Annotated in this window: 19 protein-coding genes; 11 read left to right on the forward strand and 8 right to left on the reverse strand. The window is 31.2% G+C overall.

Annotated features, from left to right (window positions below; all coding sequences use genetic code 11):
* Window positions 1–205 precede the first annotated feature (205 nt).
* Window positions 206–2,950, reverse strand: coding sequence for a putative LPS assembly protein LptD (locus Q4Q35_RS19945; protein WP_303279793.1), 2,745 nt, complete (start codon window positions 2,948–2,950; stop codon window positions 206–208).
* Window positions 2,951–3,101: 151 nt separating this feature from the next.
* Here Q4Q35_RS19945 and Q4Q35_RS19950 point away from each other — a divergent pair, with 151 nt between their 5' ends.
* The 10 genes from Q4Q35_RS19950 (at window position 3,102) to bshA (ending at window position 15,790) form a co-directional block, all read left to right on the forward strand.
* The gene (locus Q4Q35_RS19950) at window positions 3,102–4,205 is read left to right on the forward strand and encodes an N-acetylmuramoyl-L-alanine amidase (RefSeq protein WP_303279794.1); all 1,104 of its coding nucleotides are present in this window, start codon (window positions 3,102–3,104) and stop codon (window positions 4,203–4,205) included.
* 50 nt (window positions 4,206–4,255) lie between these two features.
* On the forward strand, window positions 4,256–5,188 hold the full coding sequence (locus Q4Q35_RS19955; RefSeq protein ID WP_303279795.1) for an MlaD family protein: 933 nt from the start codon (window positions 4,256–4,258) through the stop codon (window positions 5,186–5,188).
* Between the two features lie 6 nt (window positions 5,189–5,194).
* Entirely contained in the window at window positions 5,195–6,505 is a 1,311-nt protein-coding gene (locus Q4Q35_RS19960; protein WP_303279796.1) for a 4Fe-4S dicluster domain-containing protein, read from the forward strand.
* 39 nt (window positions 6,506–6,544) lie between these two features.
* On the forward strand, window positions 6,545–7,336 hold the full coding sequence (locus Q4Q35_RS19965) for a (Fe-S)-binding protein (RefSeq protein ID WP_303279797.1): 792 nt from the start codon (window positions 6,545–6,547) through the stop codon (window positions 7,334–7,336).
* A 66-nt stretch (window positions 7,337–7,402) separates the two neighbouring features.
* The gene (locus tag Q4Q35_RS19970; protein ID WP_303279798.1) at window positions 7,403–7,918 is read left to right on the forward strand and encodes a PH domain-containing protein; all 516 of its coding nucleotides are present in this window, start codon (window positions 7,403–7,405) and stop codon (window positions 7,916–7,918) included.
* Window positions 7,905–9,392, forward strand: a complete 1,488-nt coding sequence (locus Q4Q35_RS19975) for a PH domain-containing protein (protein ID WP_303279799.1) — start codon at window positions 7,905–7,907, stop codon at window positions 9,390–9,392. The genes Q4Q35_RS19970 and Q4Q35_RS19975 overlap by 14 nt, the downstream gene beginning before the upstream one ends.
* An 83-nt stretch (window positions 9,393–9,475) precedes the next feature.
* Complete coding sequence (locus tag Q4Q35_RS19980) at window positions 9,476–9,961, forward strand: ABC transporter ATPase (protein WP_303279800.1); 486 nt, start codon at window positions 9,476–9,478, stop codon at window positions 9,959–9,961.
* Window positions 9,962–10,163: 202 nt separating this feature from the next.
* A complete protein-coding gene (gene serB, locus Q4Q35_RS19985) occupies window positions 10,164–11,387 on the forward strand; it encodes a phosphoserine phosphatase SerB (protein ID WP_303279801.1) in 1,224 nt (407 codons plus the stop codon).
* A gap of 286 nt (window positions 11,388–11,673) precedes the next feature.
* The gene (locus tag Q4Q35_RS19990) at window positions 11,674–14,589 is read left to right on the forward strand and encodes a serine hydrolase domain-containing protein (RefSeq protein ID WP_303279802.1); all 2,916 of its coding nucleotides are present in this window, start codon (window positions 11,674–11,676) and stop codon (window positions 14,587–14,589) included.
* A 64-nt stretch (window positions 14,590–14,653) separates the two neighbouring features.
* The gene (bshA, locus tag Q4Q35_RS19995; protein ID WP_303279803.1) at window positions 14,654–15,790 is read left to right on the forward strand and encodes an N-acetyl-alpha-D-glucosaminyl L-malate synthase BshA; all 1,137 of its coding nucleotides are present in this window, start codon (window positions 14,654–14,656) and stop codon (window positions 15,788–15,790) included.
* A gap of 289 nt (window positions 15,791–16,079) precedes the next feature.
* Here the strand turns inward: bshA and Q4Q35_RS20000 are convergent, their stop codons facing one another.
* From Q4Q35_RS20000 to Q4Q35_RS20030, 7 genes are all read right to left on the reverse strand, one after another.
* Window positions 16,080–16,502 (reverse strand): DoxX family protein, encoded by a 423-nt coding sequence (locus Q4Q35_RS20000; RefSeq protein ID WP_303279804.1) that lies wholly within the window; start codon window positions 16,500–16,502, stop codon window positions 16,080–16,082.
* A gap of 138 nt (window positions 16,503–16,640) precedes the next feature.
* A complete protein-coding gene (locus Q4Q35_RS20005; protein ID WP_303279805.1) occupies window positions 16,641–18,269 on the reverse strand; it encodes an acyl-CoA carboxylase subunit beta in 1,629 nt (542 codons plus the stop codon).
* Window positions 18,270–18,859: 590 nt separating this feature from the next.
* Window positions 18,860–19,219, reverse strand: coding sequence for a hypothetical protein (locus Q4Q35_RS20010; protein WP_303279806.1), 360 nt, complete (start codon window positions 19,217–19,219; stop codon window positions 18,860–18,862).
* Window positions 19,220–19,507: 288 nt separating this feature from the next.
* Window positions 19,508–19,852, reverse strand: a complete 345-nt coding sequence (locus Q4Q35_RS20015; RefSeq protein WP_303279807.1) for a hypothetical protein — start codon at window positions 19,850–19,852, stop codon at window positions 19,508–19,510.
* A 239-nt stretch (window positions 19,853–20,091) separates the two neighbouring features.
* Window positions 20,092–20,451 (reverse strand): hypothetical protein, encoded by a 360-nt coding sequence (locus Q4Q35_RS20020; RefSeq protein ID WP_303279808.1) that lies wholly within the window; start codon window positions 20,449–20,451, stop codon window positions 20,092–20,094.
* Between the two features lie 362 nt (window positions 20,452–20,813).
* Window positions 20,814–21,170 carry a hypothetical protein gene (locus tag Q4Q35_RS20025; protein WP_303279809.1) on the reverse strand — a complete coding sequence of 119 codons (357 nt, stop codon included), beginning with the start codon at window positions 21,168–21,170 and terminating at the stop codon, window positions 20,814–20,816.
* 279 nt (window positions 21,171–21,449) lie between these two features.
* On the reverse strand, window positions 21,450–21,776 hold the full coding sequence (locus Q4Q35_RS20030; RefSeq protein ID WP_303279810.1) for a hypothetical protein: 327 nt from the start codon (window positions 21,774–21,776) through the stop codon (window positions 21,450–21,452).
* Window positions 21,777–22,080: 304 nt separating this feature from the next.
* On the opposite strand from Q4Q35_RS20030, the gene Q4Q35_RS22445 reads away from it, so the two are divergent.
* Window positions 22,081–22,230, forward strand: a complete 150-nt coding sequence (locus Q4Q35_RS22445) for a hypothetical protein (protein WP_367892765.1) — start codon at window positions 22,081–22,083, stop codon at window positions 22,228–22,230.
* Window positions 22,231–22,341 lie beyond the last annotated feature (111 nt).

Below are 22,341 nucleotides of genomic sequence, written 5' to 3' on the forward strand. Positions count from 1 at the left end.
CCGCGACCTGTGCTGAACTAGTTTCGGTAAAACGGAAATCTTATTACATACTTTTAAATAACATGATTTTGATATGATTAACAATATGTCGGGTCGAGCCTTTCGGCTCCGCTCAAGACAGGCTAAAGTCGAGACCTAATGACATTTTACGAGTTTATAATAACCTCTCGACTGCGCTCGAGGAAACAACAACTAATTTTATTATTTATAGTGTAATATCCGGTTGTTTTCGTTTTTCATATTTTAAATCCTGTAAAATACTCGACTTAATACCAATAAAGAAATTCCATGAAGTTCTTGTACTAAAAGGAACCCAACTAAAATTCATACGCCAACTTAACAAATCACGTCCAAAGGTTAGTTGTGTATAAGTAAAACCAGCATTCTTTAAATCGTAACCAGAAGATGCTCCAATAGACCACTTAGGAGACAATTCAATATTTCCGGAAAACATGAGAGAATGTGACGATATTTGATTCTGCCGTGTAGAATTTGAATAGTTTAAAGCATAAGCAATACGTAAACTCCAGGGTATTTTATAATTATAATGTTCACTTGGAGGTTTTTCTTCTTTGTCATCATCGGGTCTAATCTGCTGATTGGCATAATCTAAATCTTTAGGAAGCACATCTTCAGGAAAAAAATTAGAGTCATTTTTGTCATTGTTCTTATCACCCTTTTTATCTCCATCCTTACTAGATAAAGACCAACTGGTTGTTACGTTTGCACTAGTTAATCTAAAGAGACTACCACCATTATCAATATTAAATTTATTAATCCTATTGTTATTATTATCTAATGCATAAGGATCTAAAGTAGCACCAAAGTTCACACTCATTTTATTGTTAAAAAGCTGTGTACCACCACTCATTCTAAGAGGACTCCACTGTAATGAATCTCCAGCAAAGTTATAAGAAGTAGAAAAGTTTAAGTTATTTAATAATATCACTTTTTTAGGTTCTGTAGCTGTACTGTCTTTATCACGAACCTTAGCTTCTATATTATTGGATAAAGAGATTCCCATAGAACTTGAAAAGGTTTTACTAGGCGTTCCAAAAATACTTTCATCAAATCTGGTAAACTCAACATCACTCGTAGTTAAACCATCAGCACTAACAACTTCGTAACTGTCATAATACTGGTCAAAAGCGGGGTTTATACTATAGCTTATAGAAGGTCTCATAACATGCCGAATCGCTTTTATTTTACGGTCTTTACCCTCTTTTTCAAAATTAAACATACCATATATTGTGGTTCCAAGGCTCGAGCTAAAATTATAAGTTCTAAAAGAATCGAAACCATTTATAGTTTCCACAACTTCTTCACGTTCTATAGGGTCGAAATATTTGTCTACAGTTTTAAAAGTCCAAACCTCATTATAGTTAGTACCAGCACTAAGGCTAAAATATTTAAACAATTTAAAATTTGTATTTAATGGGATAGTATGTTGAAAACCTGCCTTTGCCTCATCAAACATTTCTTTTTTAAAGAAAAGAGAATCGGTTGTCGTAATTCTATTTTCACCTCTTAAATTATACTGTAAATTAATATTCTGAATAATGCCCTTTTTTGTTCCAGACTTCGAAACAAACGGATATATTCTGCCAATACTTCCTTGAAGCGTAGGAAGGGTCATATTTATTGTTTCTGTATTTGTGTTTTGGGAATGTGTTGCCGTTAAGCTAAAGTTTACCTGAGGCTCCCCTTGAAACGTTTTAGAATATGATATGGATGATGATAATGTATTATTTAAAAAAGATCCGGTATTAATTTGATTAACAGAGGTACGATAATAAGTGCTACTACCCAGATTAACAGAAGCAGAGAATCGTGAATTGGGATTAGCTTTACTATCTTGGCTATGAGACCATCGCAGATTATAAATAGTACTTTTTGAGTAATCCGGAAAACCACGTTCGCTGTTAATTATGTTTTCGTATCTAAAACCTAAATTACCACTAAACTTATAACGTATGGAATAGGTGCTTTCTAAACGCGCAGCATAACTGCCATTAGTGTAATAATCTCCTAAAGCGGCCAAATCTATATAATCACTAATAGCAAAATAATACCCACCGTTTTGTAAAAAAAATCCGCGGTCGTTCTGTTCTCCAAACGATGGTATAATTATTCCGGAAGTGTGCTTTTCACTTTGTGGAAAAAAGCCAAAAGGCAAACCAATAGGAGTAGGTACATCATATATAAATAAATTTGCCAGCCCGGTGACAATTTTTTTACCAGGAACAACTTTTGCTTTTCGAAGCTTTATATAATATTCAGGATCATCAAGGTTTTCGGCAGTAGTATATTTAGCATTTTTTAAAAAGTAAACAGAATCATTTTCTTTCTTGGTAATTTGAGCTATTACAGTTCCTTCACCTTGCTCCGTTTTAGAATTAAATATAAGTGCTTTTTTAGTATCAGTATTAAAAATAATGGAGTCTGGTTCTACAACATTACTACCTTGAGTAAAAACGGGTTTTTGTGTATAGCCTTCGATAGAATCTGTTATTCCTTTGGCATATACCGTATTTTTAGTATAATCAATAGTAATGTTCCCCGCAACAATATTCATATCCCCATAATCAATCGAGGCTTTGTTGTATAAGTAAAGCTTTTGTTTTTTTTGATTGAATTTGGTATAATCTTCCGCATGGTAGGTAACAATATTTTCTAAAAGCTCTTTTTTAGGAGCAATAGAATCAGTTAATGTGGAATCCTGACTTTTTTCAGATATTTCAGGAATAAGAAGACTATCTCTACTGGTAATTACTACACTGTCTTTAACACTCCTGTTAATCTTTTTAGGTTTTTTAGGAATATCTTGGGCAAAGCTTAACGTGTTAATAAACACTGTAAAACTTAGTGTAAAAAGTATTTTAAAGTTGTTTGTATGCAACGCTTTTAAATGTATTTTTGTAAAAGTATGGCTCGGTTTTTGAAAAGTCAAAATTACATATATTTTTCTGTGATTGATTTAATAATCAATTAAAAATTTAAAAATTAAAATGAACCGGTTTTTTAGTCGTTAAAATCTTTAGTGAAACATTTTTAATAGATGATGTTAGATGCTTTCGATTAAAATTAATTTATAATACCACATGAAAACGCACAGAGTATTACTTTTCGTATCCTTTATAATATTATTAACATTTTCGTCATTTATAAAAACAGATAGAAGTTTAAGTAAAGACAAATTTGTTGTAGTGTTAGATGCGGGGCATGGCGGAGGTGATCCAGGTAATTTAGGAAATGGTTATAAAGAAAAAGATATTGCCTTAAAAATAGTTTTAGAAGTAGGGAGACAGCTCGAAAAAAATCCCAATATTAAAGTTATTTATACACGAAAAAAAGATGTGTTTATCGATTTGTTTGTTAGAGGGCAAATTGCAAATAAAGCGAATGCAGATCTATTTGTATCAGTGCATTGTAATGCTCATCATTCAGACGCACATGGCACAGAAACATTTGTATTGGGAACACATAGAAATGAAACGAATTTTGAGGTTGCAAAAAAAGAAAACTCAGTGATTTTTCTTGAAAATGATTATGAAAAGAATTATGGAGGGTTTAACCCTAACTCACCAGAGTCTGTTATGAGTATATTATTAAGCCAAGAAGAATATTTAGACCAAAGTATTATGTTGGCTAGTTTAATACAAAAAAAGTTTACTAGTTCATTAAAGCGTAAAAATAGAGGTGTCAAACAAGCAGGGTTTATTGTATTGCATCAAACAGTAATGCCAAGTGTTTTAGTTGAAACAGGGTTTTTATCTTATAAAAGAGAAGGAGCCTATTTAAATTCCAAAAAAGGACAAGAACAAATATCCAGTTCTATAGCTAATGCCATTTTAGAGTATAAAAACAGTTTAGATAACAATGTAGATGATTATTCTATTGTTGATGATATTATAGAACCCGATGTGTCTATTGCAGACAATGCTATTATTTTTAAAATACAAATAGCAGCAAGCTCTAAAGCACTAGAAACAAAGCCATATAATTTTAAAGGGTTACAGAATATATCCCGTTTAAAAGAAAACAATATGTATAAATATTTTTATGGTAATGCGAAAAGTTATGAAGAAACAAAAGAGTTAGAGAAACAAGTTAGGGAAAAGGGGTACACCTCAAGTTTTGTTGTTGCTTTTAAGGATGGAAAAAAAATAGCATTGGTAGAAGCTTTAAAAACAACTACTAATTAGACAGTTTCTTTTTAAATTTATTTTAAATTTGTTTTCTAAATACATTTAGTTTGAAAATATCAAAAGAAGTTAAAACAGGTATATTAGTAGTATTAGGAATCCTCCTTGTTATTTATGGATTTAATTATTTAAAGGGCCAGAATCTATTTGACTCTAATAGTGTTTATTATACCGAGTTTGATTATAATGCTTTAACCGAATCTTCATTAGTGACCGTTAGTGGTAATCCTGTAGGGAAAGTTCAAGATATTGCTTATGATTTTAAAACTGGAAAAACCAGAGTATCATTTTTTGTAAATGAAGAATTGAAGTTTTCTAAAAACAGTGTCGTTAGACTTTATGAAACCAGTTTAATGGGAGGCAATGCCATAGCAATAATATTAGCTAAAGATGGCGATATGGCTAAATCTGGAGATACTTTAAAATCTGAGGTTGAAAGCGGATTAGTATCCAGTCTTTCAAAAAACTTTTCAGGGATAAGTAGTGAATTAAATTCTACATTAAAAGCAACAGATACACTATTTAATAACTTAAATGCCTTTGTTACCGATGATTCCGACGCAGGGCTTAAAAGCACTATTAAAGAGTTAAACGAAACTTTAAAATCTTTTAAAGCAACATCAAATACGGCTAATGCATTACTTTCTAAAAATGACGAAAATTTAGCTGCCATCCTTGAAAAATTTAAAATACTAAGTAGTGATTTGGCGGTAGTTTCTACCGAATTAAAAGAAGCTAATATAGGAACCACTATAGAAACTTTAAATAAAACCCTTAACAATTTAAATGGCTTATTAGCCAATATAGATAAAGGAGAAGGTACTATGGGGAAACTTTTTAAAGATGAAGCCTTATATGATAATTTAGAAGGTGCAACTAAAGAAATGGAAGCCTTATTAAAAGATATTAAATTACACCCAAAACGCTATTTTAGAATTTTATCAAAAAAAGAAATTCCCTATAAAGAAGAGGAAACTAAATAAACCTTAATGCAATATTTACCTAATATTCTTTTTGCTGTTATACTATTAGCCGGTATAGGTTTTTTTATTAAAAACGTAAAAAAACTATCCCGAAATATAAAATTGGGTCGAGATATCGATGTTAGTGATAACAAATCGCAGCGGTGGAAAAACATGGCTATGATTGCCTTAGGGCAAAGTAAAATGGTGCGTCGTCCCATTGCTGGCTTTTTACATGCTATAGTATATGTAGGTTTTATAATAATCAATATTGAAGTCTTAGAGATTATTATTGATGGTTTAACAGGGCGCCACCGTATTTTTTCTTCAATAGGAAGTTTGTATGGAATTTTAATAGGCTCTTTTGAAATATTAGCGCTTTTGGTTTTTGTATCTGTAACCCTTTTTTGGATTAGAAGAAATGTTATAAGACTAAAACGTTTTTGGAAATCTGAAATGACCAGTTGGCCTAAAAATGATGCCAATAACATTCTGTACTTTGAAATGGTTTTAATGACCTTGTTTATCGTTATGAATGCTACCGATGTTCATTTTCAAGACATGAATTCAGGTAATGTTATTAGTCAGTTTATAGCACCTTGGTTTAGCAGCCTACCCGATAGTACATTACATATTATAGAAAGAGGCGCATGGTGGGTGCATATTATAGGTATATTAGTTTTCTTAAACTACCTTTATTATTCAAAACACTTACATATATTACTGGCATTTCCAAATACGTATTACGGGAAGCTTAAGCCTAAAGGGCAATTAGATAATTTAGAAGCTGTTACAAAAGAAGTAAAAATGATGATGGATCCAAATGTAGATCCATTTGCAGCACCCGAGGAAGAAGAGGCAGAAGGAGACATTCCAGCTAAATTTGGAGCTAGTGATGTACAAGATTTAAATTGGCTTCAATTACTAAATGCCTATACCTGTACAGAGTGTGGACGATGTACATCGGCATGTCCGGCAAATTTAACAGGTAAGAAACTATCGCCTCGTAAAATTATGATGGATACCCGAGACCGTTTAGAGGAAGTAGGCAAAAACATAGATGCCAATAACGGGGAGTTTAAAGAAGATGGAAAACAATTGCTGGATGATTATATATCCAGAGAAGAGCTTTGGGCCTGTACAACATGTAATGCTTGTGTAGAAGAATGTCCAGTAAGTATAGATCCATTATCCATTATTTTAGATATGAGACGTTATTTGGTTATGGAACAGTCTGCAGCTCCAGTAGAATTGAATAACATGATGACCAATATTGAAAATAATGGTGCGCCATGGCCATATAATCAAATGGATAGATTAAATTGGAAGGACGAATAATTAATTAAACTGCCAAATTTTAAAAAATTAAGAGAAACGATGAGCGAATTACTTAAAGTACCAACAATGGCCGAGTTTATGGCTCAAGGTAAAACACCCGAAGTGTTGTTTTGGGTTGGTTCTGCAGGTAGTTTTGATGATAGAGCAAAAAAAATAACGAAGGCTTTTGTTAAATTACTAAATAAAGCTAATGTTGAATTTGCAGTATTAGGAACCGAAGAAAGTTGCACAGGAGATATAGCTAAACGAGCAGGTAATGAATTCTTGTTTCAAATGCAAGCTGTTACTAACATTGAGGTTTTAAATGCTTATGATGTAAAAAAAATTGTGACCTGCGATCCGCATTCATTTAATTGTTTAAAAAATGAATACCCGGGTTTAGGAGGTAATTACCAAGTTATGCACCATACACAATTTATAAAAGCATTACTTGACGAAGGACGATTAAGTATAGGTGATGATAAATTTAAAGGAAAGCGTATAACATTTCACGATCCATGTTATCTTGGTAGAGCAAATAATGAATATGATGCTCCCCGAGAAATATTAAAACAAACAAAAGCTAATATTGTAGAAATGAAAAGGCATAAGCATACTGCTTTATGCTGTGGCGCTGGAGGTGCTCAAATGTTTAAAGAACCTGAAAAAGGTGATATGGATATTAATGTTCTTAGAACAAATGATGCTTTAGAAACAAACCCCAATATTATTGCAACAGGCTGTCCATATTGTAATACCATGATGACAGATGGTATAAAAGCCAAAGAAAAAGAAGCCGATGTTTCCGTTATGGATATTGCAGAATTGATTGCGAACGATCAGGGTTTATAACAAAAAATAAGTCATAATTCGAATATTTTTCTTACTTTAAAGAATTAACTCCTTATTGAGTAGGATATGTTTACAAATACCCAAATTGATATTGAAACACTTCCAAAAGTTTCAGATATTGCACTTATACCAGTTGAAAAGTCATACATAAAGATTGTTTTATTTAATTTGTGCGTCATATTTATAAGTATAATAGGCACCCTATTTGGTTTGAAATTCTTAAAAGAAGATTCAAAATTCGATAGTATTGCTACGACACTTATAATCGGTTTAATAGTTGTTTTTATAGTTCAATTTGTTGTTTTAGTCTTAGGTTTCAAAAACAGAAAGTATGCCCTTAGAGAAAAAGATATCATTTACACTAAAGGTTTATTAAATTTTTCAACTACTATATTACCTTTTAATCGCGTTCAACATGTCGAGATTTCGCGTTCTTTTTTAGCTAGAAAACTTAATTTAGCCACGCTGGAAATCTATACTGCGGGCGAATCCGGCAGCGACCTGAAGATTGGTGGGCTACCGGAAGATGTTGCAGAATCGATTAATGAGTACTTAACAACTATGTTAGATGACCGTGTATAGTTTTGAAACACCATCTCGACAATCATTAAAGGGTGTTATCATTATTTTTGCTATAAACCTTTTCAAAACAATTAAGAAAAGCATTGCTGTAATTTTTGTATTTGCTATTAGCTACATTAGAGATTTTGAAATTGTAAATAACCATGGATTAAAGGTTGTTCTAGGTTTTGGAATATTTCTTATAATATTGCTTGTAATTTCAATTTTGAAATATGTTACTTTTAAATTTCGTGTTGATGAAAACTATTTTTTTCTTAACAAGGGAATTATAAATAAGGAACAAATAACTATTTCCAAATCGAAAATTCAAAACGTTTATATCAAACAAAATTTTGTTCAACAGCTTATAAATGTTGTAGCGTTATCGATTGAAACAGCAGGAGATGATAAAACTGAAATTGAAATTCATGCTATGTCAAAGCAAAAGGCAAAAGCATTAAAAGAAGTTTTATTAAAGCATAATTCGGATGAAATTAACATAGACCCTGTAGCTGAAGATATCTATTTTAAAGCATCAATAAAACAACTGATACTCGAAGGTATTTCAGAAAACCATTTTAAAAGTTTAGCTTTCATTTTAGTTTTGTTTACTGGGGTTTATAGAGATTTTAGAGGCTATATAGACTCGTTTGAAATAGAAACCAAATTCAAACATTATTTTGAATTTGATGAATTTGATATAGCAACGTTTATTGTTTTTAATATATCGTTGGTTATCATAGTATTGATTATAGCTTTCTTGTTTTCTTTAATAAAAATAATTATAATTAATTTTAATTTAAAAGTTGTGCGAACCGCTAATGGTTTAGAAATATCCAAAGGCTTATTCAATAAAATTTCCCTTCATTTAAAGAAGAAAAGAATTCAAAGTATTACCTTAAAAACAAATCGTTTTAAACAGTTCCTTGGATTGTATAGTTTAAGGTTTACCCAAACTATGGGGAGTAAAAAACAGAAGGAACGTTTATCAATAATAGGTCTTAATAAGTTGAAGTCTAATGAACTAATTAGAGGGTTTTACAGAGATGTTTTCAAGAATTCAAACAAGCAACATCCCGAAAAGTATTTTATGAGAGTGCAGACAATTCGATGGTCTTTTATAGTACTACTCATAAATATCCCGATGTTTCTTGTTTCTCGTTATACATTATTTTTAAATATTCCAATACTATTATTAATACTATTGCATGTAAGGTCAAGTTACAAAAAAGCCTACTTTGATTTAGATGATATGTATTTAATTAAAGGAAGTGGAGGGGCTATTGAAACTCGCACGGATTTTTTAGAATTGCATAAAATTCAATCTGTAGAATTGACGCAATCAGTTTTTCAAAGAAGACGAGACATTGCATCTGTCATTATATATACAGGTTCAAAAGGTTTTACTATCCCGCATATTACAAGAATGAATGCCCAACGAATTATTGATTATATATTATTTAAGGTGGAATCACAACACAAAGATTGGATGTAAATCCGTATTTTTGCACTATAATATAAGACCTATATTACAAGAATATAAATAAGAAATGAATAAAATAGTTAGGCTGTAATAATATGCTAGTAGAATTTGACACATTACCCGAAGAATCTCGAGTTTGGATTTACCAAGCTAGTAGATCGTTTACAGAACAAGAGCAGGAAGAAATTCAAGATAAGTTAAACACCTTTATCGAGAATTGGACTGCTCATGGAAGCGATTTGCAATCAGGTTATTTGATTAAATATAAGCGCTTTATAGTATTAGGTTTAAATCAAAACTTAAACAATGCAACAGGCTGTTCAATTGACGCATCTGTTCATTTTATCCAACAATTAGAAAAAGATTATAACGTCGATTTAATGGACAAAATGAATGTATCTTATAAACAAGGAGAGTTTATAGCATACAAACCTCTTGTTGATTTCAAGAAGATGGCTAAGGACAAAGCCGTTTCTAAAAACACCATTGTATTTAACAATTTGGTAACCAATATTGCAGAATTTAAAGAAAACTGGGAAGTACCTGCTAGCGAAAGTTGGCATAGCCGATTTGTTAAATAGTATCCTACTTTTTTATTAATTGATTTATTTTTGATTACCATTCTTATCAACTTTTTATAAAATGTCTAATTAATTTTTAAAAGTAAATCTTAAAATTTAAGATAACCACAAAATTTAAGATAGACAGGATATTAAACTTGAAAAAACTTTCATATATCAAATAGAATAATGATTTTTATGCTTCTAAAAGAGCAAAAAAGATATGGCTAACGAAATTATATTGTTAAATATTTCGGGACAAGATAAACCAGGTTTAACATCAGCTTTAACATCTGTTTTAGCAGAATATGATGCTAAAGTACTGGATATTGGACAAGCAAACATCCACGATACTTTATCCTTGGGTATCATGTTTGAAATTCAGTCAGGAAAAAAATCAGCAGCAGTATTAAAAGATTTACTTTTTAAGGCTTATGAACTTGGTATTACAGCTAAATTCACGCCAATCTCGCTTGATGATTATGAAAAATGGGTAACGTTACAAGGTAAAGATCGTTACATAGTTACTATTCTGGGGGAAAAACTGGCAGCCGAACAAATATCGCAGGTTACAGAAATAATTTCAGAAAAGAATTTAAATATAGATTCTATAAAAAGACTTACAGGACGTTTGTCGCTTGTAAGAGAAGAAGAATATCCAAGAGCCTCTATACAGCTATCTATTAGAGGAAAAATAGATAATAAAGCCGAGTTTACAGAAAAATTCATGCAAATTTCACATGATTTAGATGTAGATATCGCCTTTCAAGAAGATAATATTTATAGAAGAAACAGGCGCTTGGTTTGTTTCGACATGGATTCTACACTAATACAGACTGAAGTAATTGATGAATTAGCAGAATTAGCAGGAGTAGGAGACGAGGTAAAAGCTATTACTGAATCGGCAATGCAAGGTGAGATAGACTTTAATGAAAGTTTTGTTAAACGCATGAAACTTTTAAAAGGCTTGAGCGAAGAAGTATTGCAAGATGTTGCTATTAACTTACCTATAACCAAAGGCGCTAAAAGACTTATAGATACTTTAAAAAGCTACGGTTTTAAAACAGCTATTTTATCAGGAGGGTTTACATACTTTGGAAACTATTTAAAAGAAGAACTAGGTATGGACTATGTGTATGCTAACCAATTAGAAATAAAAGATGGCGTTTTAACAGGAGACTATCTAGGAGACATTGTTAATGGAGATAAAAAAGCAGAGTACCTTAAAGAAATTGCCAAAAAAGAAGGTATAGATATAAGTCAAACAATAGCTGTTGGCGATGGTGCAAATGACTTGCCAATGCTTAATCTTGCAGGGTTAGGAATTGCTTTTCATGCAAAACCAACAGTAAAAGATAATGCACAAAATTCTATATCAAGTATTGGGTTAGATGGCGTATTATATTTATTGGGTTACCATGACAGACATATAGATTTAATAGAATAGCTTAAAAGTCCTTTTTCTGATTTTATAAATGTAAAAAAATTAGACGCTTAAGTTGTTGCTAAAAAAGCAGTTGACTTCAATAATTTAGTTAATAACATTGTAGATTTTTACTAAAATTAAGAAGCATTTACCAATAAAAATAGGCCTTGGCACTCTTTAAAATAATCGTTTATTATTTCTTTATAAATCTTCTCAAAGTCTTTTCATCTTCTCTTTAAAAGTGTTAATTTGGCATTAATATTAGTAGGTAGGTAATTAACTATTAATGCTTTTAATGATTCTTTTTATGCACCGTATTTTTTTTATAGCAACATTCATTTTTGCAACCCTCTCAACGTTTAGTCAAACAACCAAAAACCCTTTATTAGCCGATAACGTAAAAACTCAAAAAAAATGGGTAGACAGTGTTTATAAATCTATGACTTTAGCCGAAAAAGTAGGGCAACTATACATGGTGCAAGTAATGTCTAATCAAGACGCTACCTCAAAAAATAAAATTATTAAGTTAATTAAAGATTATCATATAGGTGGTTTAATTTATTCAAATGGAGGGCCAGTTAAACAAGCAAAATTGAATAACGAATTGCAATCGTTTTCTAAAACACCATTATTAATTGGAATGGATGCAGAATGGGGGTTAAGCATGCGTTTAGATTCTACCTATGCATTTCCGTGGAATATGACACTGGGAGCTATAAGAGACACAGACCTTATAGAACAAACAGGAAGAAAAATAGGAGAACATTGTAAGCGTTTAGGGGTTCATTTTAATTTTGCCCCGGTTGTAGATATTAATACCAACCCTAAAAACCCGATAATTGGTAACCGTTCTTTTGGAGAAGATAGAGATAATGTAACCGAAAAAGCATTGGCTTTTATGAAAGGGATGCAAGATGCAGGTGTTTTAGCCAACGCAAAACATTTTCCTGGTCATGGCGATACAGATCAAGATTCGCATGAAACATTACCAACTATAAATTTTAATGAAAAGCGCATCGATTCCATAGAGTTATATCCCTACAGAAAACTTATAAAGGAAGGTTTATCCAGCGTTATGGTAGCACATCTAAATGTACCCAGTTTAGAGCCTCGTTCTGGTTACCCTTCATCACTATCTAAACCTATAGTTACCGATATTTTAAAAGGCACATTAGGCTTTCAAGGACTCATATTTACAGATGCATTAACCATGAAAGGCGCTTCAAACTTTAATGAAACAGGTGCTATAGATCTGGCCGCTTTTAAAGCAGGGAACGATGTTATGCTAATGTCTGAAGATGTAAGCAAAGGTGTTTCTAAAATAATAGAAGCTTATAACAAAGGAGATATAACAGAATTACGCTTAGAGCATTCGGTGAAAAAAATATTGCAAGCCAAATATAAAGTAGGCTTAAATAATTATGAACCTATTGGGTTATATAATTTAACTAAAGATTTAAATAGGCTAGAAGACGATATTTTATATGAAGAACTTATTGAAAGCGCTATTACAGTTGTAAAGAATGATAAAACTGTTATGCCTTTAAGGCAATTAGAAACTAAAACGATAGCGTATGTAAACATGGGGGATGATAGCGGCTTAACCTTTTTTAATGAATTAAAAAAATACGCAAAAGTACATCGTATAGAAGGAACAAAGTCTAATGATTTAATTAAGAAACTTCAGGTATATAACACCGTAATTATAGGTTTACATCGCTCTAATGAAAGCCCATGGGAAAAGTACCAATTCACTAAAAAAGAATTAGACTGGATAGAAAAAATAGCTCGAACACATACGGTTATTTTAGATGTTTTTGTAAAACCTTATGCGCTTTCAGATTTAAAAAATATTGAAAATATAGAAAGCATCGTAGTAAGTTACCAGAATAGTGATATCGCACAACAAAAATCGGCGCAACTTATTTTTGGAGCAATACCTGCCAAAGGGCATTTACCGGTGTCTGCCGGAAAGTTTTTAGTAGGAGAAGGGTTTAACATTAATGGGATTAAAAGGTTAGGGTATACCATTCCCGAGCGTGTAGGGATGAGTTCTCAAAAACTAAAAAAAGTAGACTCCGTTGCACAGGTAGCGGTAAACCGTAAGATGACACCAGGGATTCAATTACTAATAGCAAGAAAAGGACAGGTTATTTACAATAAAAGTTTTGGTAAGCACACTTATGAAGGAAAAACCAAGGTGAAGTTTGACGATCTTTACGATGTTGCGTCTTTAACTAAAATATTGGCAACATTGCCATTGCTCATGGAACTGGAAGAGAAAGGTATCGTATCGTTAAATACTAAGCTTTCAAAAATATTACCAGAATATAAAGGTTCAAATAAAGAAGACATAACGATTAAAAGTATGTTATCCCATTATGCCAGATTAAGACCTTGGGAGCCATTTTATTATCATACTTTAGATACAGTAACCAAACGACCAAGCAAAAAATATTATAGAGGTAAGAGAAGTAAAAAATTCAATATAGAAGTCACCAAGGATTTATTCTTACGTTCTGATTATAAGGATTCTATAAACAGCATTATTAAAGATTCGAAGTTGTTAGAAAGGTTAAGATATAGATATAGTGACTTTCCTTATTATATTTTAAAGAAATTTATAGAAACCCATTACGACAAAACACTTGATAAATTAGTACAAGATCATTTTTATCAATCATTGGGAGCTAATAATACATTATATAACCCATACCATAGAATAAGTAATAAAAAAATTGTTCCTACAGAAGTAGATGATTATTACAGGTATAAAAAAATACACGGTTATGTGCATGATATGGGAGCTGCTATGCAAAATGGTATAGGCGGACATGCCGGTGTTTTTAGTAATGCTAACGATGTAGCAAAAATTTTGCAAATGTATCTGCAAAAAGGGTATTATGGAGGTAAACGCTATTTAAAGCCAAAAACTATTGATAAATTTAATACTTGCTATTATTGTAAGAAAGGAAATAGAAGAGGGGTTGGGTTTGATAAACCACAATTAGGAGAAGAAGGACCAACGTGTGGTTGTATATCTATGACAAGTTTTGGCCATTCAGGATTTACAGGAACCTACGCATGGGCAGATCCCGAAGAAGAAATAGTTTATGTTTTTTTAGCAAATAGAACCTATCCTAAAGCTGGAAAAAATTTATTATTACGGGAGAATATAAGAACCGAAATACAACGCTTAATTTACGAAGCGATAGAAGAATAAAAAATTGAAATTATAGTTAAGTAGTATAAAGTTAAAAAGCTTTAGATACTTAGAATTAAAAAATATGAAAATAGGAATTGTTTGTTATCCGACATTTGGAGGAAGTGGTGTTGTTGCTACAGAACTTGGTTTAGAATTATCTAAACGTGGGCATGAAGTACATTTTATAACGTATAATCAACCCGTAAGATTAGAACTATTAAGTAATAATGTGCACTATCATGAAGTAAATGTTCCGGAATATCCATTGTTTCACTATCAACCATACGAGTTGGCATTATCTAGCAAATTGGTAGATATGGTAAAACTTCATAAAATAGAAATTCTACACGTTCATTATGCAATTCCGCATGCTTATGCAGCTTATATGGCTAAAAAAATGCTGAAAGAAGAAGGCATTTATTTACCAATAGTAACCACTCTGCATGGTACCGATATTACACTTGTAGGAAGCCACCCATTTTATAAATCGGCAGTTACGTTCAGTATTAATAAATCAGATGCAGTAACAGCAGTATCCCAAAGTTTAAAAGACGATACGTTGCGGTTATTTAACATTCATAATGATATTCATGTGGTACCAAACTTTATTGATTTGGAGAAATACAATACTGGTTTTTCAGATTGTCAGCGAGAAATGATGGCTAACGATAATGAAAGAATAGTCACCCATATTAGTAATTTGCGTCCCGTAAAACGCGCACAGGATGTCATTTCTGTGTTTTATAATATTCAAAAAGAAATACCAGCAAAACTTATGTTGGTAGGAGAGGGACCAGAGCGTGAAAAAATAGAGTTGCGCTGTCAGGAATTGGGCATTCAGGACAAAGTCGTCTTTTTCGGAAAAAGCAATGAAATAGATAAAATATTATGTTTTAGTGATCTGTTTCTACTACCTTCAGAAACAGAGAGTTTTGGATTAGCTGCCTTAGAAGCTATGGCATCAGGTGTGCCAGTAATATCGAGTAATACAGGAGGCATCCCAGAAGTAAACGCACATGGCGTATCGGGATTTTTAAGCCGTGTAGGAGATGTGGATGATATGACTAAAAATGCACTTTATATATTAAAGGATGAAAAACGTTTGCAGACTTTTAAAGACCAAGCAAGAAAGGAATCTTTAATATTCGATTTACATGCCATCGTTCCGCAATATGAAGCTATTTATGAAGATACTTTAACGAAGTGCTTAGTGCTGTAAAAAACTGGACTGCTTTATGGAAATTACCTTTTAATAAGTAATTAACGAGAGTTCGATTTATTATATGAGCTTTGTGTTGATTTTCAATTGATTAATGACATGTCAGGTCGAGCGCAGTCGAGACCTAGTGAAATTTTATGAGTTTATATTAACCTCTCGACTGCGCTCGAGGAGACAAGCATTAATTTTATTAGCTTTTATACTTTTAAATAGGAACGTTAAATCGAGTTAAGTTAATCATGATTGGAATTTCTTCCAATCATGACAGAACTTTTTAAGTTGTTCTTTTTTATTTCTGCATTTTAAAATAATAATCTAAGGAGTTTTTACCAGAACCATAAAACAAGAAAAAGATACAAATTACTAAGGTTATAATTGCCAATAGTAAATTATCAGAATTCATTTCTCCTGCAAAATTTATAACAATAGCACCAATTAAAATTGGTAGCTGAGCAATAATAACCCATCTGGTAAGCAAACCAAAAGCAATTAAAATACCTCCAATAAAATGAGCAGGAGCTACATAGTGAATAACCGCCATACCACCGGCCAAATTTTGTATTGGTTTAAATAACTCCATTAGCATAGCACTGTCTGACATAAAACTAATGCCTTTAATAAATAGAAAGACACCAAGAGCAACGCGTAGTAGATCTAATGGCAAATACGTATGCGCATTTGCCCATTTGTTGAGTGTTTTTATTGTTCCCATAGTTAAAAGGTGTTGATTTTCAACTATTAAGATACAGAATTTTTATGAGAAAATAAATAAGTTCCAGAATTCAATTAGTCGTACCTATACCAATATATAGACCTGAAGTAAAGCTTCAAAACATTTTTTTAATTGAAATTATACCTGAAGAACCCCCAAATTAAATGGCTTTTCAATAGGAGCGTGGTTAGCAGCCTCTATACCCATACTAATCCAGTTTCTAGTATCTAAGGGATCTATAATAGCATCAGTCCAAATACGGGCAGCAGCATAATATGGTGATACTTGGTTATCGTATCTGTCTTTTATTTTATTAAAAAGCTCTGCTTCTTTTTCAGGCGTAATTTTTTCACCTTTCTTTTTTAACGAAGCTTTTTCAATTTGTAATAATACTTTGGCTGCCGAATTTCCACTCATAACAGCAAGTTCTGCACTTGGCCATGCAACAATTAACCTAGGATCGTAAGCCTTTCCACACATGGCATAATTACCTGCGCCATAACTGTTTCCAATGATAATTGTGAATTTTGGAACTACAGAATTACTAACAGCATTTACCATTTTGGCACCATCTTTAATAATACCGCCATGCTCACTTTTACTACCAACCATAAAACCAGTAACATCTTGTAAAAACACTAACGGTATTTTTTTCTGATTGCAATTCGCAATAAAACGCGTTGCTTTATCAGCACTATCATTATAAATAACACCCCCAAATTGCATTTCGCCTTTTTTAGTTTTAACCAATTTACGTTGGTTAGCAATAATGCCAACCGCCCAACCATCAATTCTGGCATAGCAAGTAATAATGGTTTGTCCGTAACCTGCCTTATATTCATCAAATTCAGAATTATCAACTAGTCGCTTTATAATATCATACATATCATATTGATCTGCTCTAGACTTAGGCAAAATACCATAAATATCTTCTGGGTTTTCCAATGGCTTTTTTGAATCGGAGCGATTAAAACCGGCTTTATCATAATCACCAATTTTATCAATAATGTTTTTAATGGTATTTAAAGCATCTTTATCATCTTTAGCCTTATAATCGGTTACTCCAGAAATTTCACAATGTGTTGTTGCACCTCCCAAAGTTTCATTATCAATGGTTTCTCCAATGGCAGCTTTTACTAAATAACTACCAGCAAGAAAGATACTACCAGTTTTGTCAACAATTAAAGCCTCATCACTCATAATTGGTAAGTAAGCGCCACCTGCAACACAACTGCCCATAACAGCAGCAATTTGGGTGATTCCCATGCTACTCATAACAGCGTTGTTTCTAAAAATACGTCCGAAATGCTCCTTATCAGGAAATATCTCATCTTGAAGCGGTAAATACACACCAGCAGAATCTACCAAGTAAATAATAGGAAGTTTATTTTCGATAGCAATTTCTTGAGCTCTTAAGTTTTTTTTGCCAGTAATTGGAAACCAAGCACCAGCTTTAACCGTAGCATCATTAGCAACAACGATGCATTGTTTACCCTTTATATAGCCTATTTTAACAACAACACCCCCAGAAGGACAGCCGCCATGTTCTTTGTACATATCCTCTCCTGCAAAAGCACCAATTTCTATGGATTTAGATTTAGAATCTAAAAGATAACTAATACGTTCTCTAGCAGTCATTTTTCCTTTAGCATGATGCTTTTCGATGCGATTTTTTCCACCTCCTAGGCTTACTTTTGCCAAGCGTTTGTTTAATTCGGAGAGTAAGAGTTTATTATGATCTTCGTTTTTATTGAAGTTAATATCCATGTAATATATTAGTTAGTTTGTCGCTAAAGTACAAAAGTTTAAATTTTTAGATTAATCCTTTTTTGTAAGATTTAAGTTTTTTTTTAATATCCACTATTAATAATTATGTTAGTTTTTATATCAATTTGGTAACAAATGATTATTGGTTAGGAAGAAATGCAAATTGAGAGTTGGGAATAATAAAAAAACAAGTTTGATTAGTTTAAAAAACACAGTTAAAATTATTTAATGTGCTGACTTTAAGTGTGTAAAAAGTTTATTTCAACAGGTTTTTTTGAATGCAAAAACCAATGATAAGAATTATAAGTTAGTGAAAATATATTATTGTGTCTGTGAAAAATTTGAAGAGGATCTACAAATTTGAGTTCGACGAAAGAGAAAGGGAATAAAATAATACAAATAAAAAAGTATAAGTTTAACCCGTTGTGCGTTTAAGATAAAAATCTCACAAATCAATTAAATGGTTTAGTTTAGCAATAACTTTGATACTTTGGTTAGGGGCATAGAATTATTAAGCCTAAATATGATATTAATACCCTTAAAAATAAGAAAGCTTCCTTAAATGCACAACGAGTAAGTTTATATATTGTTTAATATCTACAAACCTCCCAATGATTTATTAAACCACTAAGATGACTCTTGGATATATCAGCAGAATAAGTATAACCTCCATATGTAATTTCAGCAAAATAAAATGTTTCACCACCTTCTAGATAATTAGGACCATAATACGTACCCATATTAGTTAAATTTATTATTTGAGCATCTATTGTAAATGTTTCAGAGGAAACACTTATTCCCACATCGATAGAATCACTACCAAATGTAAATATATCCAGAAAACCAGTATATCCAGTATATCCAGGAGTGTTAGATTGATTTAGACATTGTGCGTGTACTGTTGTTGTCAATCCGATTGCAAAAAGAGCAATAAAAAAAAGTTTTTTCATGGGGTTTAAAATTTAAAATTGTTTATCTAAAGATAAAAAGCATGATTTAGAACGGCGTGTGAAAAAACCACATAATTTTAAAAAACTTTTGCCAAGCGTTTGTTTAATTCGGAGAGTAAGAGTTTATTATGATCTTCATTTTTATTGAAGTTAATATCCATGCACTATTTAGTTTTGATGCTAAAGTACAAAAGCTTAGTTTTTCACAATACACTAAAATTTTTATATATTAATATTTTAGATCACCCACCAAAAATAGTTTGAGGTATATGATGCGATGCCTCATATTTATATCCTACATATTTCGTACACAACAATTATCCCACTACTATTAATGCCAGCATTATAATGATATTGGTAAGCGCCTACAGTAATAGTATTTGTATAAAAATGAAGACCTGCTACAAAATACATATAATTTAATGGTTCAGCATAAACATATACATTTGGGGTGCGATAATTAATATATATACCAGCAGTATAAGTTCCAGAATCAATATAACACCTAACTTTACTTGATCTAAATTCTACGAAAGCACCGTCTGCATTATAATTATAATCTGAAACACATTGTGCGTGTACTGTTGTTGTCAATCCGATTGCAAAAAGAGCAATAAAAAAAAGTTTTTTCATGGGGTTTAAAATTTAAAATTGTTTATCTAAAGATAAAAAGCATAATTTAGAACGGCGTGTGAAAAACCACATAAATGAGAAATTTTAACATTTAGTATCTATGTCGAATATTTACTGTTATATCTCAGATAAGAAGTTTTTGTTAAAATTAATATTTAAAAAGCCTCTCAAATTAACAAGAGGCTTTAGGGTTATAAATTATTTAGTCTATTAATTTAGAACTTAGTCTTTTTTAAAATTTAATTTTTACAGATATCAATCTCTTCAATTTCTCCGGTAGGAGGATATACACCAATCGTAAAAGCGTAAGTGTCACCTTTTAACAGAACTTCTCCATAATACATGTTAAGACCATGCATTAGGTATAAATACGTGAGTGATTCTTGAATAAGCCCTACACCACATGTTAAATTAGAGATACTTGCTGTAAACTTTTTGGTACTATTATCAATAGTAATGAATTGATTTAATTCACCATTAGAACCATCATAAGTAAAGCCCATACCAGAATAAGAATAATTATTGACACATATGGATTGGGCTTGCATGGTTGTTGTTAATCCGATTGCAAAAAGAGCAATAATAAAAAGTTTTTTCATGGGGTTTAAAATTTAAAATTGTTTATCTAAAGATAAAGAGCATGATTTAGAACGGTGTGTGAAAAAACCACATAAATAAAAATTTTAACATATAAATATTTTTTTCGAATGAATAATACTTCTAAGCGATGTTATATAAATCAGAATTTATTATGAAAGAAAACAAAGAAACATAATGAAACGAAAGACTTAATTTTTAAATATTGGTGAAGTTAAATTAATAGTAAGTAGTTTTGTTGTTATAGCTAGACAACAAATAGAAATTATTCAACCTTTGTAAGGAAGTTTTGTAGAAATATAAACTCAAAAAAACCATCCAAAAAACACTTTTAAGGATGGTTTCTTTTTAAGTTTTTTTGAAATTAGTTTTTGCAAATGTCGTATTCCTCAAGGGCGTAACCATTTACTCCTACCATGAACTCATAAGTATCACCATCAGCATCTATTTCTACATGGTACATGTCTAAGCCAGCCAAAAGATATCTATACTGTAACGATGCAGAATATTCAGTGCCACCTATATAAATACTAGCATATTTGTTAGAACCATTCACCCAAATAATACAACGATTACCGCCACTGTTTCCTCCATTAAAGTTTATTACTTCATCTAAGCCGCATAAAGTAAAATCATTATAATTATAATCTGACACACATTGTGAGTGTACTGTGGTTGATAATCCGATTGCAAAAAGAGCAATAAAAAAAAGTTTTTTCATGGGGTTTAAAATTTTAAATTGTTTATCTAAAGATAAAAAGCATGATTTAGAACGGTGTGTGAAAAAACCACATAATTTTTAAAAACTTTTGCCAAGCGGTTGTTTAATTAGGAGATTAAGAGTTTATTATGATCTTCATTTTTATTGAAGTTAATATCCATGCACTATTTAGTTTTGATGCTAAAGTACAAAAGTTTAGTTTTTCATCTTGTCCTTTTTCATAATCCGTTTAAAATTTTATTACTTAATTCAAAAAAGTTTGAATAGTATAGTCTTTGATCAACTTATCCATATTTCCACATAGGTAATATTGTATGATGTATCTCTCACTACAATAAAATTATAAACATCAGATCCAATATGTATTTCTGTTTGGCTAAAATATGAACCAGAACCTATAGGATAAAAATATGTTATTGGCTCAGTGTATGCACCTTCAATACTAACAATTGGGGTGTTTGTATCTCTTAGATCAACATACCAATCGTTACTTGTATCATTAATTATCCAATTAGCAGGCTCATCTGCATCTGATGCATACGACTGTGCGTTTATAGTTGTTGTTAGTCCGATTGTAAATAATGCAATAAAAAATAGTTTTTTCATGTTTTATTAGGTTTAAATTTGTTCGTTATAAATATATAAATCATATTTTAAAATGATACGTGAAAAAACCACATAAATAAGAAAAATTAACATTATCATATTATTTTTAATACAAACATCTTTAAATGAAACCAAATAATATACCATGTAAATATATTCCTCGGAAAATAAATATTTTTATAATACCTATGTATAAACAAAAAAACATTTAGATGAAAAAAATAATAGCTTTTGGAGGAAGCAACAGTAAAACATCAATATGTAAACAATAAACAATAAACAATTAGCAATTTACACATCAAGTATGGTTAGCAATGTTGATGTTGAAATTTTAGATTTAAACGATTTTGAATTACCTTTATATGGTATCGATTATGAAATTGATCATGGTATTCCAGATAATGCACATAAGTTTTTAGAAGCTATTAAAGCATCATATGGGTTTAAATTTTAGATTATTTATCTAAAAATAAAAGCATGATTTAGAATGGTGTGTGAAAAAAACACATAATTTTAAAAAACTTTTTCCAAGCGGTTGTTTAATCAGAATAGTAAGGGTTTATTA

Origin of the sequence: Flavivirga aquimarina (assembly GCF_030540835.1) — a bacterium.
In the GTDB taxonomy this organism is placed as follows: domain Bacteria; phylum Bacteroidota; class Bacteroidia; order Flavobacteriales; family Flavobacteriaceae; genus Flavivirga; species Flavivirga aquimarina.